This window comes from Pelatocladus sp. BLCC-F211, from assembly GCF_041928655.1.
Taxonomy (GTDB): Bacteria; Cyanobacteriota; Cyanobacteriia; order Cyanobacteriales; family Nostocaceae; genus Pelatocladus.
Window position 1 is genome coordinate 20,684 of the sequence record NZ_JBHFLM010000174.1, and the last position, 15,233, is coordinate 35,916.

Annotated in this window: 11 protein-coding genes and 1 pseudogene; 5 read left to right on the forward strand and 7 right to left on the reverse strand. The window is 37.9% G+C overall.

Annotated features, from left to right (window positions below; all coding sequences use genetic code 11):
• Window positions 1-160 precede the first annotated feature (160 nt).
• Window positions 161-655, reverse strand: coding sequence for a PepSY domain-containing protein (locus ACE1AT_RS21515; protein WP_374872021.1), 495 nt, complete (start codon window positions 653-655; stop codon window positions 161-163).
• A gap of 270 nt (window positions 656-925) precedes the next feature.
• A complete protein-coding gene (locus ACE1AT_RS21520) occupies window positions 926-2,836 on the reverse strand; it encodes an acetate--CoA ligase family protein (RefSeq protein WP_374872023.1) in 1,911 nt (636 codons plus the stop codon).
• A 342-nt stretch (window positions 2,837-3,178) separates the two neighbouring features.
• Between ACE1AT_RS21520 and ACE1AT_RS21525 the strand changes: the two genes are divergently transcribed.
• Window positions 3,179-3,382: a hypothetical protein gene (locus tag ACE1AT_RS21525; RefSeq protein ID WP_374872025.1), complete on the forward strand. Its 204-nt coding sequence runs from the start codon at window positions 3,179-3,181 to the stop codon at window positions 3,380-3,382.
• Window positions 3,383-3,728: 346 nt separating this feature from the next.
• Window positions 3,729-4,574 carry a cyanophycinase gene (locus ACE1AT_RS21530; protein WP_374872027.1) on the forward strand — a complete coding sequence of 282 codons (846 nt, stop codon included), beginning with the start codon at window positions 3,729-3,731 and terminating at the stop codon, window positions 4,572-4,574.
• 230 nt (window positions 4,575-4,804) lie between these two features.
• Here the strand turns inward: ACE1AT_RS21530 and ACE1AT_RS21535 are convergent, their stop codons facing one another.
• Both ACE1AT_RS21535 and ACE1AT_RS21540 read right to left on the reverse strand, forming a co-directional pair.
• A complete protein-coding gene (locus ACE1AT_RS21535) occupies window positions 4,805-5,884 on the reverse strand; it encodes a peptidoglycan-binding protein (protein WP_374872029.1) in 1,080 nt (359 codons plus the stop codon).
• Between the two features lie 89 nt (window positions 5,885-5,973).
• Entirely contained in the window at window positions 5,974-6,915 is a 942-nt protein-coding gene (locus ACE1AT_RS21540) for an N-acetylmuramoyl-L-alanine amidase (RefSeq protein ID WP_374872031.1), read from the reverse strand.
• Window positions 6,916-7,206: 291 nt separating this feature from the next.
• On the opposite strand from ACE1AT_RS21540, the pseudogene ACE1AT_RS21545 reads away from it, so the two are divergent.
• The 3 genes and pseudogenes from ACE1AT_RS21545 to nuoB all read left to right on the forward strand — a co-directional run.
• A pseudogene (locus ACE1AT_RS21545) lies at window positions 7,207-7,344 on the forward strand (TetR/AcrR family transcriptional regulator); the annotation flags it as partial.
• A 607-nt stretch (window positions 7,345-7,951) separates the two neighbouring features.
• Window positions 7,952-10,687, forward strand: coding sequence for a zinc-dependent metalloprotease (locus ACE1AT_RS21550; protein ID WP_374872033.1), 2,736 nt, complete (start codon window positions 7,952-7,954; stop codon window positions 10,685-10,687).
• A 212-nt stretch (window positions 10,688-10,899) separates the two neighbouring features.
• Complete coding sequence (nuoB, locus tag ACE1AT_RS21555; RefSeq protein WP_374872035.1) at window positions 10,900-11,589, forward strand: NADH-quinone oxidoreductase subunit NuoB; 690 nt, start codon at window positions 10,900-10,902, stop codon at window positions 11,587-11,589.
• Between the two features lie 288 nt (window positions 11,590-11,877).
• Here nuoB and ACE1AT_RS21560 read toward each other — a convergent pair whose 3' ends face one another.
• The 3 genes from ACE1AT_RS21560 to ACE1AT_RS21570 are packed head-to-tail and all read right to left on the reverse strand — an operon-like array spanning window position 11,878 to window position 15,058.
• Window positions 11,878-12,387 (reverse strand): TIGR00725 family protein, encoded by a 510-nt coding sequence (locus ACE1AT_RS21560; protein WP_374872037.1) that lies wholly within the window; start codon window positions 12,385-12,387, stop codon window positions 11,878-11,880.
• Window positions 12,388-12,419: 32 nt separating this feature from the next.
• A complete protein-coding gene (locus tag ACE1AT_RS21565; protein WP_374872039.1) occupies window positions 12,420-13,760 on the reverse strand; it encodes an oligosaccharide flippase family protein in 1,341 nt (446 codons plus the stop codon).
• 8 nt (window positions 13,761-13,768) lie between these two features.
• Window positions 13,769-15,058, reverse strand: a complete 1,290-nt coding sequence (locus ACE1AT_RS21570) for a glycosyltransferase (RefSeq protein WP_374872041.1) — start codon at window positions 15,056-15,058, stop codon at window positions 13,769-13,771.
• Between the last annotated feature and the right edge of the window lie 175 nt (window positions 15,059-15,233).

Sequence of the window (15,233 nt, forward strand, 5' to 3'; positions counted from 1 at the left end):
GTAAATAACTAGGTATTACTCAAGATTATGAACACAGAATTATCTCAAGTGAGTGAAGATTACTAAATCCTCATTATGTTCAATAAACTACCGACTGTGCAAACCTTGGGAAAAACCTACTCAAATCTTCTCCAATGCTTGCTTGTGGGTAATGGTTACTCTACTTTCCATCATCATTGGTTTCGCGATCGCTATCATTGACTTCCTGAACTTGAATGCTACTCTTAGGACCCATGGCTTCATTTTTTTCGTCTTGTTGATTAGCATTCTCGGTGTAGAGAACTTTGCCGTTACCAGCATCGACACTAACATCTTGCTGACCAATTTTTACAGCATAAACTAAGTTGCCATTTTCATTTTCCAGTTTAATGCTGTTAGCCTTAGCTCCTACAAATGCTTCAGCCGTCTGCTGTGCTTGTTGTGGTGTAATTTTAGCCAGAATTTGCAGTTTATTTGCTTCTTGCTGTTCTTGTACATCATCGTTGGTTTCACCGTCGCCATCACTAGTTTCAGCAACTTGGGTAGTGCTGTGATGCTGATGCACAATTGCTACTAAAGATTGTGGTTGTTTTGCAGAAACAACTCGTGCTAATCCAACAACTCCCAAAGTACCAACAAAAGCTGCTGCCAAAATGATGTTTATTGAAGTTTTCATACTTGTAAAATCCCTTGTATTCTGGATTGGTATTTTCACAATAGGTAATAAAAGTCCAGAAATAGTCAAGATTATTTGAAGTCGTGGAATATTTGAGAAGAAGAAATCCCAAATTTGCCCCAACACGCTTGGTGTATCAGCCCACAATCCTTTGTAGAGAAGCGTAGCTTGCTTACCGCAGGGTAATTTCACGTCTCTACAGAGCATTTTTTTGTAACAAAATCCTTAACACCAAGCGTGTTGAAGTTTGCCCTACAGCCAATTATCAAATCACAAAATAGTGCTGATTTCTTTCAAATAAACCCTAGTCAATGGTTCATCTTCTCCCAATGTATACTCTTCAATTAAACCCTGGCGGTGAATTGAAATAGTCTCTCCTTTTCTAATGACCACAGTGGAGTTTTCCAAGACATCCCGCATCAACATCATCTCGGTTGGTGTAGGATTATTCAGCACGACTAAATTGCTACGGTCATAGAACATACCCTCTTTTTCTAAGATGTCATCTTGGTACTCAGCAATTAATAAATCTAGTTTAGGATTACGCAACAAAGTATAGACGTTGGTATTATAATTTTGATGCAAATATTTTTCGGAGCGATTCACAAAAACACCTTCGCGACAAACAGCTCCGATTGTCCAATTTGGATTTTGCAAAAGAATATGATCAATAGTTTCTTGCAGTTCTTTTACTGAAATTTGGTTAAAGGTGAGAATTGGTATTCTGGAATCAGCATCTGTTCTAAAAAAAGTTTCCAAAATATATGTAGGTACATCCACACTTTCACCAATTGCCGGGTTAAGATGCATCAAAATACCAGGAGCAGCATTGATTTCCAAAATCGCAAAATCACTGTCTTTCCATGATTGAGAAAGATTTTCGGAAATGACATCAATCCCAAGACAAACTAACCGGAAGTGCTGGGCAATATCTTGTGCCAAAATAATATTATCGGCGTGAACATTGTGTGTCGCATCAATGCTCATACCACCAGCTGAAAGATTAGCGACTTTGCGAAGATAAACAGTTCTGTCTCTGTCAATCACGCTATCTAATGACAAACCCTGTTCGTCTAAATATAATTCCATCGCTTCATCACGCTGAATTTTACTCATGGGTGAGGTGGGTGTGTCTAAACGAGCAGATTTACGATTTTCTTTTTCGATTAACTCGTCAATTGTTGAGTAGCCATCACCAATAACTGATGCTGGACGGCGTTCGGTAGCGGCGACGAATTTACCATTTACACACAGCAAGCGATAATCTTTACCCCGAATACTTTTTTCTACGATGATCCGGATTGGCTCATTTTCAGGAATCGCTTCGACTGCTCTACCATAAGCAGCTTCTAAATCATCTTCATCTCGCACATCTGCGGTTACACCAATACCTTTGTGACCAACTACAGGTTTGACTGCAACTGGATAACCAATTTTTCTGGCTACCGTCAAAGCTTCTTTTTTGGAGAAAACTATATCACCTTTGGGTACTGGAAAACCTAAGATTTTTAAGAATTCTTTACAGTCATCTTTGCGGGTAGTAAAGTCTGAGTCTAAGTGACTATCGCTGTCAAATGTTGTAGCGATACCGCGAATTTGTTTTTTACCGTAACCGTATTGTGTTAGTCTTTCCTCCCATATATGAAAGGTAGGAATTGCTTTTTTGGAAGCTGTTCGCAATAAGGAGTAAATTGTGGGGCCACCATAAGCAGAGAGTCGGAATTTTTTTTGCAGCGTCCGTAATTGTTCTTCAAACTCTATGTCATCTTCGCGAGTAATCGCTTCAAACCAATCCCAAACAAAATAAGCTACAGAGCGTGTAGTATCTTCGTGTAGGGATTGGACAGCGATTCTGGTATATCGACCATTGGGTTGGATGCTCCAGCGTTCAAGGTGCAAATCCATATCCAGCTTATTTACTTCTGATACGGTACGCGCAAACAGTTGAGCATGAGAATCATAGGTTTCGTTTTTGATCTGGGGGTAGCGATCGCCTATAATTTCCAGATAATCGGCAACAGGTTGCGATCGCCAAGACTCTGTCAGAGCAAAATCAAATACTAGCGCCCCCGTATTTAAGTAAGGGTTCGGCCCAATATAGTGCTGAAAGTTGAAAATATCAAAAGCATCTGTTTTTCTAGCATTAATGCGGACTGCATCGCTACTTCTATCTTGAACCATTGGCTATATACCTTTGACGAAACACTCTGATGTCTGGATGCTAATTTGCGTTTACCGAGATTTACTGCTAAATCAATTTGTCAAAGTTGTTGTGTATCCAGGAATCAGTGTAACGCTATTGAGAAAATTTTGAGCTATCCCAGGGTATAAAGGTTGAAAGTGAGGGGATAGGGGACAAGGGAGACAAGGGGGACAAGGGAAGGGAGAAAAACAACAAATAACAAATCAAATTATTTTATATACCCAAGTACTTATAACCTTTGAAGGGTGAAATATGATCCCCAAATACATATAAATAATAAATGAACAAGTAAAATCAAAAAACTTAGGAGACAGCAGATTATGAATCTCACCAAAGCTGCTCTCAGAAAAGAAGTTCACTATCTAGCTGAGGAAGCTTTTCATCGCAAGTTAATTTCTGGCTTTGGAGATGGGCCAGATGTTAACGAATATCAAATAGTCTTCCAAGGAAAACCTAGACATTTACCACTGGAAGAAGCACACAATTTTTTAGTAAATCTGCTGTTTAACAACCAAGTCAATTAGATTTTTTGTTCAAAAAATCGCTGAGAAAATTTATTAAACCACGTCTACTTTGAGAACTGTAGTTTTGTAGGTTGGGTGTAGCGACAGCGAAACCCAACATTATAGTCTGGTTAATATTGGGTTACACTCCGTTCCACCCAACCTACATAATGTCCTTTTTGAAAAACTCCTCTTTTCAAGATGGACGAGGTTAAATCATCAAATTACTCAGGTTTGAACCGATGTACTCCCGTATTCTCCAGTACGGGAGTATGATTGACCGATTCCAGATAAATAATTATTAATTTTTAAAAAATTTAGTAATTATTAGCTCATTTTTTGATATTAACTCATACTTGGAGGCGCTATGTCAGATAGCCAAACTAAACGGCAGTTGGTGATTATTGGGGGAGCAGAAGATAAAGAGGGAGACTGTCAAATTCTCCGGGAGTTTGTGCGTCGTGCTGGCGGAACTAAAGCGCGAATTGTGATTATGACAGCAGCGACAGAACTACCTAGAGAAGTAGGAGAAAATTATATAAGAGTCTTCGAGCGGCTAGGAGCAGAAGATGTTCGCATAATTGATACAGAAACCCGTGATGATGCTTCTTCATCTACTGCTTTGGAAGCAATTAGTAAAGCAACAGGAGTATTTTTTACTGGCGGAGACCAAGCAAGGATTACTAGTATTCTTAAAGATACTGAAATCGATGCAGCTATTCACAAACGCTTTTCTGAAGGTATAGTAGTCGGAGGGACAAGTGCTGGAGCTGCTGTCATGCCGGATGTCATGATTGTAGAAGGCGATTCAGAAACAAATCCTCGTATCGAAATTGTAGATATGGGTCCCGGTTTAGCTTTTCTACCTGGGGTAGTAATTGACCAACATTTCTCTCAAAGAGGACGTTTAGGAAGGTTAATATCAGCTTTAGCGCAACAGCCTGCTGTACTAGGATTTGGTATTGATGAAAATACCGCGATGGTTGTCACTGACAGCCAAATTGAAGTTATTGGAGAAGGCTCTGTAACCATTGTAGATGAATCAGAGGTAATACATAACAATATTGACGAGATATTGAAAGATGAACCTTTAGCAATTTGTGGAGCAAGGCTGCATATTTTGCCACACGGATATAAATTTGATTTGAAAACTCATAGACCAATTGTGAATGGTCAATCAATACCATTACAACCAGTAGTAAAGACTCAATAAAAAATTTTTTGTTTTTTAGTAGTGTAGTGGACTGTCTAATCTAAAATGTTGCATTAGATTTTTAGTTTTTTCAGCGAAGACAGCGCCTACTACGAACTTTTTTCTATTGCACTATTTTAGCCTAGACAGTCCAGTAGGGTGTGTTATGCCGAAGGCTAACGCACCATCATTTTTTGATTTAATAGATTATTGGGTTTTGTTGTTTTAACTTTGAAATTTTGTACTGTTTATTAATAACCATCCACAGACCAATGAGGAGGATCATTACTCAGTTTATATACACCGTAAGATTCGCCCACCTTCCATACATTTTTATTCAAAGCAGCATTACACGGTTCACCAAGGCTAACCATTCTCCCGTTTATATCCTGAATATTAATCTTGCCATCCCAGGTTACATTCCAGTCAATTGCTAATCTTTGAATATGGCGAGAATTTAAAGATACAGGATTACCACCAACACCATAAGCTTCTACCATATCTTTAGCAGCTTGCAGTGATCCTGCATTTGTATAATGCACCCACTCAATATCAACTCCACTCATTGCTGGTACATATTGAGGAGAAATTTCTTGGCGATTAATTCTCGCAGAATAATGCATTAGGTAAGCACGTTCTTTGGGACGATGGGTAGCAGTCACAATTACCTGACAACCAGCATCAACTAAAGCTTTTTGGAATGCTTCTACCTTTTGACGAAATGGAGAAGCTAAATCAGCAATTAACTTACTTGTAGGAAAATAATCAACCCAATGAGCGCCACTCAGACGAAATCTTTGTGCTTTTGCATAAGCATTCAATATATCCATTGCTTGAGTAAAATCTGTCCCCAATTTTTGCTTAGTTGCATTACTCAAAGCCTGTTCTAATTCACTACGTAGACGTACATCTCTTTTTTTATATGCTTCAGCTAAACCTTTGACACTTGTATTACCAAAATCTCCATCTATTGTTAATAATGGATTGAGTTGTGCTACCTGATTCAAAGACTTTTGTAAATCCTTAACTTCTGTCTCCCCAAAGCCGAGATAATTCAGCAATGTATTAGCTGAAAGGTTAGGTATCTTAGCTATAAAACCTTGAGTAGCAGCTTTACTATATGTACCATTACCCACAATTCCATCAGCTTCTAAATTATTTCTTTGTTGATAAAGACGAGTAGCTTGGTCAGTTCCTTGACCAAAGTCTCCATCAACATTTTGAATAGGATATTCAGCTTCTTTCAAAAAACTTTGCCAAGCACTCACATATATTCCATTAGAACCAAGTTTAAGAACTGGCAATTTAAGTACAGTGATATTAAAAGCCATAAATTTCCCCTTAAATGTTCTTTGTTAGTTGTTGCTTGTTGGTTGTTGATTTTTCCAACTAACAAACAACCAACAATAAACAACATCTACTAACCAATCAATTTCTGCCAACTAATCGGGCCAATAATTCCATCGGCTGTTAAGCTATTTTGCTGCTGAAATCTCTTCATAGCTGCTTCTGTTTGTGGCCCATAAACACCGTCAATTTCTACACCTAAGCGGAATTGTAAGTATCTAACCACTACACCACCTGCATGATTTAATCTAATAACTCGTTTCGCTAAAATTTGATTAATTGCATTCCAAGTCGTTTCTCCAGCTATTCCTGTTTGTTGAATACCAACAATATTCTGAAATTTTTCGATCGCTGATTTTGTTACAGCACCATTTACACCATCTTCTAACAAAGACCTACCATTTTTGTCAGTAATTTTGAGTCGATTTAAAGCTTGTTGCAATCTTTTAATAGTTGTGTCTGGATTTTCTTCTTCATCGACTACGTGATTAACAGGAGCAGTAGGTAATTGACCAGTTAAACCTTTGACGATCGCATTCGCCATTGCTTCTGGATTATACAGATTTATGTCTTTTTGTGAATCCACAAAACAACCTTCTACCAAAATTGCAGGCATATTGGTATTTTTGAGGACAAAGAGATGACTACCATTTTTGACGCCACGATTAAAAAAGCCTAATTTTACAATTTCATCTAAGACAGGTTTCGCAATTTTTCTGGCTGTATCGCTAATTGCAAATACTTCTGTTCCATTGGCTTGACGGTTGAAGCTATTAAAATGAATGGATACGTAAATATCTACTTTATTAGCATTTGCTGTATCACATCTCTTCCTCAGCGATTCCCCTACTGTTGAGGCTCTGTCTGGTTTACATACTACAACTTGATGCCCTAGAGCTTTCAACTTAGATATAACTCTGTTGCCTACATCTAAAGTCAGATTATCCTCTATTTTAATTCCTCTCGCACCCGTATCTGGTGGACAATTATGTCCGCTATCTATCCCAAATTTCATTTGTTTATCCTCTACTCAATTGTTTGATAATTCTGCTGGTATTTAACTTTTAATAGGTTCATTACTAATTGCCGATATAGCAAATCAAATTTAAGTGTTTTGCCTGCTATAATGTACTAGGCATATATAATAATGATACTGCTTACCAGCTGTCCACGATAATAAAAGAAATAATAAAAGAAAAATTTAAATATTTTTACCCAAAACTATGATATCTAAGTTGTCGTACATCTGGCTTTCAGCCATACCGTATTTTTACGGCTGATGTGAATTAAAGCAGTGACAAGGATCATACGTAATCCAGAAGCATTCTCTCAACAGTACTTACTGTTGATTGGTGGTGCTAGTCTGATGGCAATAATTGAAGGAACTCCAGCAAGAGCAAAACATGCTCGTCAAGCTTTATCTATTCTCATTGATGGAGGTTAACCCTTCAAAAGCCAGTCTCAATAATTTTTCTTGTAATACTCATCTAAATCTCATCCATTTGGCTCATGCCAACGGTAAGCGATTGGGTTTAACTTCTTAAAGGGAGTTGCCAACAAAAAAGTTTTGCTGCCGAAATTGAAAAAGAGATTATACTCTGATATTGGAAATAATGCTGTAACATTCGCCACAGACATTTATTGTGGTTAACGTAGAATTTAGGATTAATAATCCCACGCATATCTACTAATAAGTAGTTGTGCAAAATAAATTATTTATTTAGGAAAGGGAACAGGAAACAGGGAATAGGGAAGGGATACAGCGATTGTAGTTACTTATGAAATTAGATTCATTAGTTATTATTTTTCATCATGAACTGAGCGTAGACATGCTATATATGTCTGCGCTTATGTATATTAATATATTGAGTTTTGCTTGATAAATTCATCCTAGATGAAAGAATTGTTTGAATATAAGACTAAATTAATGATTAATTAAAGAATTTGCCAGTAATTCAGTAAAAACAGGACTATATGAAAGATAAAAAATAGCTATTTTATTATTCAAGCGGCTTGTAAAGATTAAAAGCGCTTCATAAGGTAGCCAAAGAATGAATAACTTGATCGCAAAGTTAACTGTATATGTATTGTTATTTTATTACTTGCTATTTGGTACTAATTATGCATTAGCTAATCACGTTGCAAATGTTTATGTACAGCAACTCAATACATTACCAGGTATTGAACAATTAGCAAGTACTGACTATAGTTTTAAAGAAAACAGAAAGGAAGATTTTTGGCGATTTCGTGAGGCAGTCAAAGGAACGAATAAATTAGAGGGACTATTCACAATTTATCGTAGTCAAGAAGACGAGAAAATTTATTTGGAACTGAAGCCAGAACAACTAAATAAAAATTATCTTTGTACAGTAACACTAGAATCTGGCATTGGGGAAAGTGGGATTTATAGTGGGCTACCTCTGCAAGATTTTCTGTTTTACTTTCGGCGAGTGAATAATCATTTGCATTTTGTTGTTCGTAATGTCAAATTCCGTACAGAAGAAGATGAACCAGAATTGCGATCGCTTGCTCGTTCATTTAGCGACTCAGTTCTTTATGCCCTCGAAATAGACAGTATCGATCCATATAGTAAAAATATTCTGATTGACCTCAATGACCTGCTGATACAGGATTTTCCCGGATTAACTTCCTTATTGAAATATTATTTGCGGGCTGATTACCACCTGGAAAAAAACAGATCATATTTTGGTGATGTTGACAGCTTTCCTCTGAACTTAGAGATTGAATCTGTTTACAGCTTTTCATCACCAGAGGGAGCATATTTAGTTACATTACCTGATAGCAGAGCGTTGACTTTAAAAGTACATTACAGTTTTTCCCAGCTACCCGAAAATAATGGTTACATTCCTAGACTTGCCGATGATAGAGTAGGATATTTTATTACAGCCTTCCAGGATTTTTCTCAGAATAATGGCAAAGAACCATTTGTACGTTATATAAATCGTTGGCATCTTGAACCATCCGATCCCAATGCACCTTTGTCTCCACCGAAAAAACCAATAGTATTTTGGATTGAAAATGCTGTGCCATTGGAGTATCGCGACGCCATGCGGGAAGGTGTGCTGATGTGGAATCAAGCATTTGCCAAAGCAGGATTCCAAAATGCTATTGAAGCCCGACAAATGCCAGATGATGCTGATTGGCATCCCGCAGATGTGCGCTACAACACAATTCGCTGGTTCAATTCTTTGGATGCAGGTTTTGCTAGAGGCCCAGCCCGCGTTAACCCCCTAACAGGGGAAATTTTAGACGCAGATATTATTGTTGATGCTAATATGGTGCGCTCAATTCAGCAAGAATATCGTGCTTTGATGGAGTCAAGGGTCAATGGTAGAGATGCGATTAATCGCGTCTGTGAATGTACTGATCATAATTTACCCTGGAGTTTCAACACTGGAGCATTGACTTCTCAACAAGATTCTGACTTCTGCTATGGGATGGAATCTTCAACGCAAGCAGCGATGGGGGCATTGGCGTTATCGCTGTTGCAAGATGCTACACCGAGTAGTGATCAGATGAAAGAATACGTGCATCAATATATACGTTCTCTCATTGCTCACGAAGTCGGACACACACTAGGTTTGCGCCACAATTTTCACGGCAGCACTATGTTAGCACCCCAGGAATTAAATAACACAGAAATCACTCATACCAAGGGTTTGGTCGGTTCAGTGATGGATTATTTGCCTGTGAATATAGCACCTCAAGGAACACAGCAAGGCGACTATTTTCCCACAGTTGTTGGCCCTTACGATGAATGGGCAATTGAGTATGGTTACAAAAATCACCAAAATTTAGCAGCAGAAACAGTAATTCCCGAAGCTGAAAAACCTTTTTTGGAAAAGATTGCTTTGGCCTCTCCGCAACCAGAATTATCTTACGCCACAGATGAAGATATCTGGGATATCAATCCTCTGGCAAATGTTTGGGATATGAGTAGTGATGTGCTAGTTTATTCGCAATGGCAAATGGATAATGCTCGCGCTATGTGGCAGCGTCTTGATCAGCGTTACCCGTTGAAAGGAGAAAGTTATAGTAACTTGCGGGTGTTATTTAACAGCATTCTGAAATATTATTTTCGGAATGCGTCTTTGTTGACTCAATATATAGGTGGACAATCTTTCGGGCGTCATCATGCTGATGAAAATATGCGCCCCAGTTTTGTAGCAGTTTCTCTAGAACAGCAACGTCAGGTATTAGCAAAACTGCAAGAGTATGTATTTGCTGAGGATGCTTTTAGTTTTTCGCCACAATTGTTGAATCAGCTAGCACCTTCACGTTGGCAACACTGGGGTAACTTTATACCTATATCTCGGCTTGATTATCCAATTCACGAACGTATTCAGCGTTTTCAAGCTGTTATATTAAGATCACTATTAGATAGCGATCGCCTCAATCGTCTTAGGGATATCGAATTCAAAACAACCGCCAAAGAAGCGCTTTCTATGCCAGAATTGTTCCACACTCTGCAAAAAGACATTTGGACAGAAGTTGTAGATGCTAGAAAAACAAAACCAATTTCTAGTATCCGTCGTTCCTTGCAGCGAGAACATCTAAATATTTTGCTCGATATGGTGTTGCGTAATACAGATATACCAGAAGATGGACGGACACTAGCTTGGTTTGAATTGCGCCAACTACGCCAAGCCATTGATACTAGCCTGAAGTACCAAAATGAAAACCTTGATATTTATACACTAGCTCATCTTGAAGAAACGAGCGATCGCATCACCAAAGCCTTAAACGCAAGATTGCTTTCAAGATAAATTGAGACAACAAAATCCTCGACTTCTGTGAAGTCGGGGATCTTGTTGTTCCGAAACTGAAGTTATCATTGATGTAGTTATCTATGCTTTGAAAGCCTTGGTAAGAAAAACAGCTTTCCCAGGTAGCACTGATTCAACTTTAGTTTCTAAATTTTCCGTCAGAAAAGCTCAATTTTCCAAGAAGTGATTCAAATAATTGGGGGACTCAGCCAATGACTGACACTATTGTTAATCCTATTGAGCGTCCTCAAGTGACGCAACAACTTTCAGAAAATGTGATTCTCACAACCGTAGATGATCTTTACAACTGGGCAAAAATGTCCAGCTTGTATCCAATGATGTTTGGTACAGCTTGCTGCTTCATGGAATTCATGGCTGCTTATGCTTCTCGCTTTGATATGGAGAGATATGGGATGATTCCTCGTGCAACTCCCCGACAGGCAGACCTGTTAATTACCGCAGGTACAATTACTATAAAGTATGCCCCAAACTTAGTGCGACTCTATGAGCAAATGGCAGAACCAAAGTATGTCATCGCCATGGGAGCTTGTACAATTACAGGAGGTATGTTTAGTGCAGATTCTCCGAGTGCAGTTCGCGGTGTAGATAAGTTAATTCCAGTTGATGTTTATATACCGGGATGTCCACCTAGACCAGAAGCAGTCATAGATGCAATTATTAAATTGCGGAAGAAAATCGCTGACGAAAGTATTCAAGAACGGCATATTAGCCAACAAACTCACCGATATTACAGCATTTCTCACCAAATGAAAGTTATATCTCCCATCCTGGATGGGCAATATTTAAGAAGTTCAGAACGACAAAGTATACCTAGTGAAATTAGTGAAGCACCAGGATTACCTTTGCCTTTAAAACTACAAGAAGCTACTCTCAATAAATGATGAAACTGGGAGCATCCCAATTAAAGAAAAATACCCAGCGATTATAAATCGCGACTACACAAACAAAGCCTACTTGGTATTGTTGAATGCAGGCTACAATTAGTCTGCCGTTGCGGACTTCGTTTGTATAGCCCCAGGATTTTAAACATTTGGGATGCTCTCCTTGACTTGAGATTTTGTAATTGTCTCAATCGTACTTTATACTTGTAAAGGCTTCGATGAACAAACTGCTATCAACTATACCAAGAAGTTTTTCAAAGCTGATGGCGAAGTCGTGTATGATTCGTTTTAGTATGGTTGAAGTGAGCTACTATTTAAAATTTTTTGAACAGTGGCGATCGCCTCACTTACACTCTCAACTACATGAATATTTATCGGCGATAGTTTTTTGAAAAAAATTTTGCTTTCATCGTCGTCATTCAATAAAATTACTTGCTTATTTGCTTTCAAAGCTAGCGCCACTTCTGAAGCTGTTCCCGTACCCATTCCACAAGCAATCACGACATCTGAAGAAAGAACATTAATATTGTTGCGAGCATTGCCCATATCAGTGAAAATAGCAATATCCACTGCTTCCGAAATATCTATTTGATTTTCGCTAGGTAAGATACCAATTGTTAAGCCATTGGCAGACTTTGCACCCTTGTTGACTGCATCCATTACTCCAGAATTTCTACCGCCAGTAAGTAAAATCCATCCTTGTTGAGCAATTAATTCACCTAATTTATAAGCATTTGTTACATCTGTTTCTGTTGCTTTTTCTCCAGGGCCCATTACCCCAATAATTATTTGCCTCATGAATATCTGCCTGTAAATCAAACTAATTTATTTTATAATAATGATTTAATTGGTAAACCAAATCCCCAACAACTCCTAATTGTTAAAAATAAAGCTAGTACGCCGATAAAAAAGACAGTAATTTGAATATCTTGAATAAAACAAGAAAGTTTTTCTCGCCAGAGTCCATAGAGATTAACTATGTATAAAGGCAAATCACTAAATGCAATGACAATAATTGCTCCTAATACGCTGAAGCTTTGATAGGCTAAAGGTACACCCAAAGCTATAATTCCGAATCTCGCAAAATTGCTCTGGGCTGAATACAGGGGTTTACCAATTGCTAACAGAGCAGGACTAGTAGTGTAAAATAGCAAGGAAAACCAAATTCCACTACATAAAATAGGCATCATCCAAGTCGCAGCAGCGTATCTTCGATCATATAAAAATGAAACTACTAAATCTCCAACAGTGATTAACATTGCCAATATAATTGCAGATGCTAATAATATTAATCGCCGTTGAGGAAGAATTTTTTGCCGCAAAGTAGCCCTTGGTAAGTGAGATTGTTGGGAGATTGCAGGAAAAATAACTCTAAAGCTAAGTTGCCTAATCACATCTCTAGGGATACTAGCTAGAGTATACGCTACTGTATACACACCTAAGATTTCAAATGATAATAATTTAGCCAAAACCAAGCGGTCAGTTTGTTCAGCAGCAAACATTAATGTTGATGCAATAAACATCCATTTACTAAACGAAAGAATTTCTTTAACTGTTTTTGGCTCCCATTCAAAGTGATTAGAATATTTTGGTATTAACCAGTAGCTACTAACTAATTTATATACTCCTGAAATTACTATGGCGATACTTAAAGACCAAATATTTGGATGTAACCAAACCAAGAAAATTAAAGTTGAATAATAACAAACTTGAAAAAGAAGTTCATAAATGGAAAGTTTTCCCAGTCTCATCTGACGATGAAGAGTGTGTAAACTGGTAGAATTAAAACCTTCAATAAATGAAGTAAATACAACAATGGGAATTAGCCATAGTAGACGTTGGTCGTTGTAAAAATATGCAATTGGAAAAGCAAGAATTAGACCAAGAATCCAAATTACTGCACCACGAATTATTTGTAGAGTCCAAATAGTATTTAGAAAAGTAGGTTCATCGCCTCTTTTATTGTTAACTATATTTTGAGCAACACCAATATCCGAGAATAATTCTAAACCCATTCTTAAGGTATTGACCAAAGCCATCAAACCAAAAAATTCTGGTTGGAGGAGACGAGTCAAAATTAAATTATTGCCAAATCGTAGAACTTGAATACTTCCGAAACCAAGAATAGTCCAGATGGCTCCACGAATGGCAAGTTTTTTTATAGATGTCATATTTTCAATTAAGAATAGATTGTTGATCTAATATTTATCGCCTGTTTTTTTGAATTATCATGTTCTAGAAAATTGGGACGAATTGGTTCTACATGACCTTTCAAAGCACTTGTCATGAGGCGATGTAGTCGTGCAACTTCGTAGTGAATGTTGAAGTCTTTTTCTACTTTGGCTCTTCCCACTGTACTAAATTTAACTCTAATTAGATAATTATCCAGTAATTTTTCTATGCATTCTGCTAATATATTGGGTTCCCCAGGTGGAACTAGGTAGCCATTAACACCATTTTCTACTAATTCACTAATACCTGCTATCTGAGTGGCGACTACAGGTACACCGGCCGCCATGGCTTCCATTAAAACTACTGGTATTCCTTCTGCAAAGCTAGACATCACAAAAACATCTGTTTGCTGAAAATAGTTGCGTACCTCAGCTTGAGATTTATAACCAACAAAATTGACGTTTTCAGTTAATTCCAACTGGACGGTCAATTGTTGCAACTTTTGACGATCTGGACCATCACCGACGATTGTTAAGACAATATCTGGATGAGTTTGTTTTAATAAAGCTAGGCTTTCAAGTAAGATTGGTAATCCTTTCGCCTCCGCCAATCGCCCCACAAACAGTAGACGTTTTCCTGATTCCTTGTGAGAAACCACATCAAATAATCCTGGATCAATACCACAATGAATAATATGCATTCGGTTCCACTTTTCAGTGGGCGCAAAAATCATCCCTTGGCTACGAGCATAGTAACTAATACAACAGACAAATAGCGATCGCTTGATTTTCTCATCCAGTCGCCATTGATAGGGACGCATAAAAATATACGGGCCATGGAGCGTAAAGCTATAAGTAAAACCACCCATTTCAGCCGCCAGCATAGCAACAGTACCACTAGCTTCAGCAATGTGGTTATGCAAATGCTCGATTTGTCTGTTTTTAATTTGTTGAGCTAAAATACCCGCTTCCAAGAAATAGAAAAACTGATATAAACCACCCCGTAATCCTGGTTGGCTGGTTGTAAATGCAAGTTTGATTGTTTTGAAATATCTCTTAGGAGAAACTAACAATAAACTCAAGTGTGATAAAAATAAATTAATTGGGTTTGGAGGCAGAATATAGAAAGTGCGATCGCGTTCTTGTTTCTGCTCTGCTCCAACCATATGTCCGTCATCGGTGCGACGAACTGAGAATGTATGTACCTCCACACCCATTTCTCGCAGAGTTGCGACTTCTCGCTGGATAAAGGTATCTGTTGCTCTGGGATATTCCCCAGTTAGATAAGCAATACGCATAGTTCAATTCAAAATTGGGAAGAGGGGTTTGTAGTAGACATCTCCGAAATAGTAATGTTCTGTGGTAAAAGAATATAATATAAGTCTTTTTACACCAGAATTATGAGTTCCGTATTGGAGCACATCGAAGCGAATCCTCAAGAAACCCAACGATTAATTGGTCTGGGATACCCTG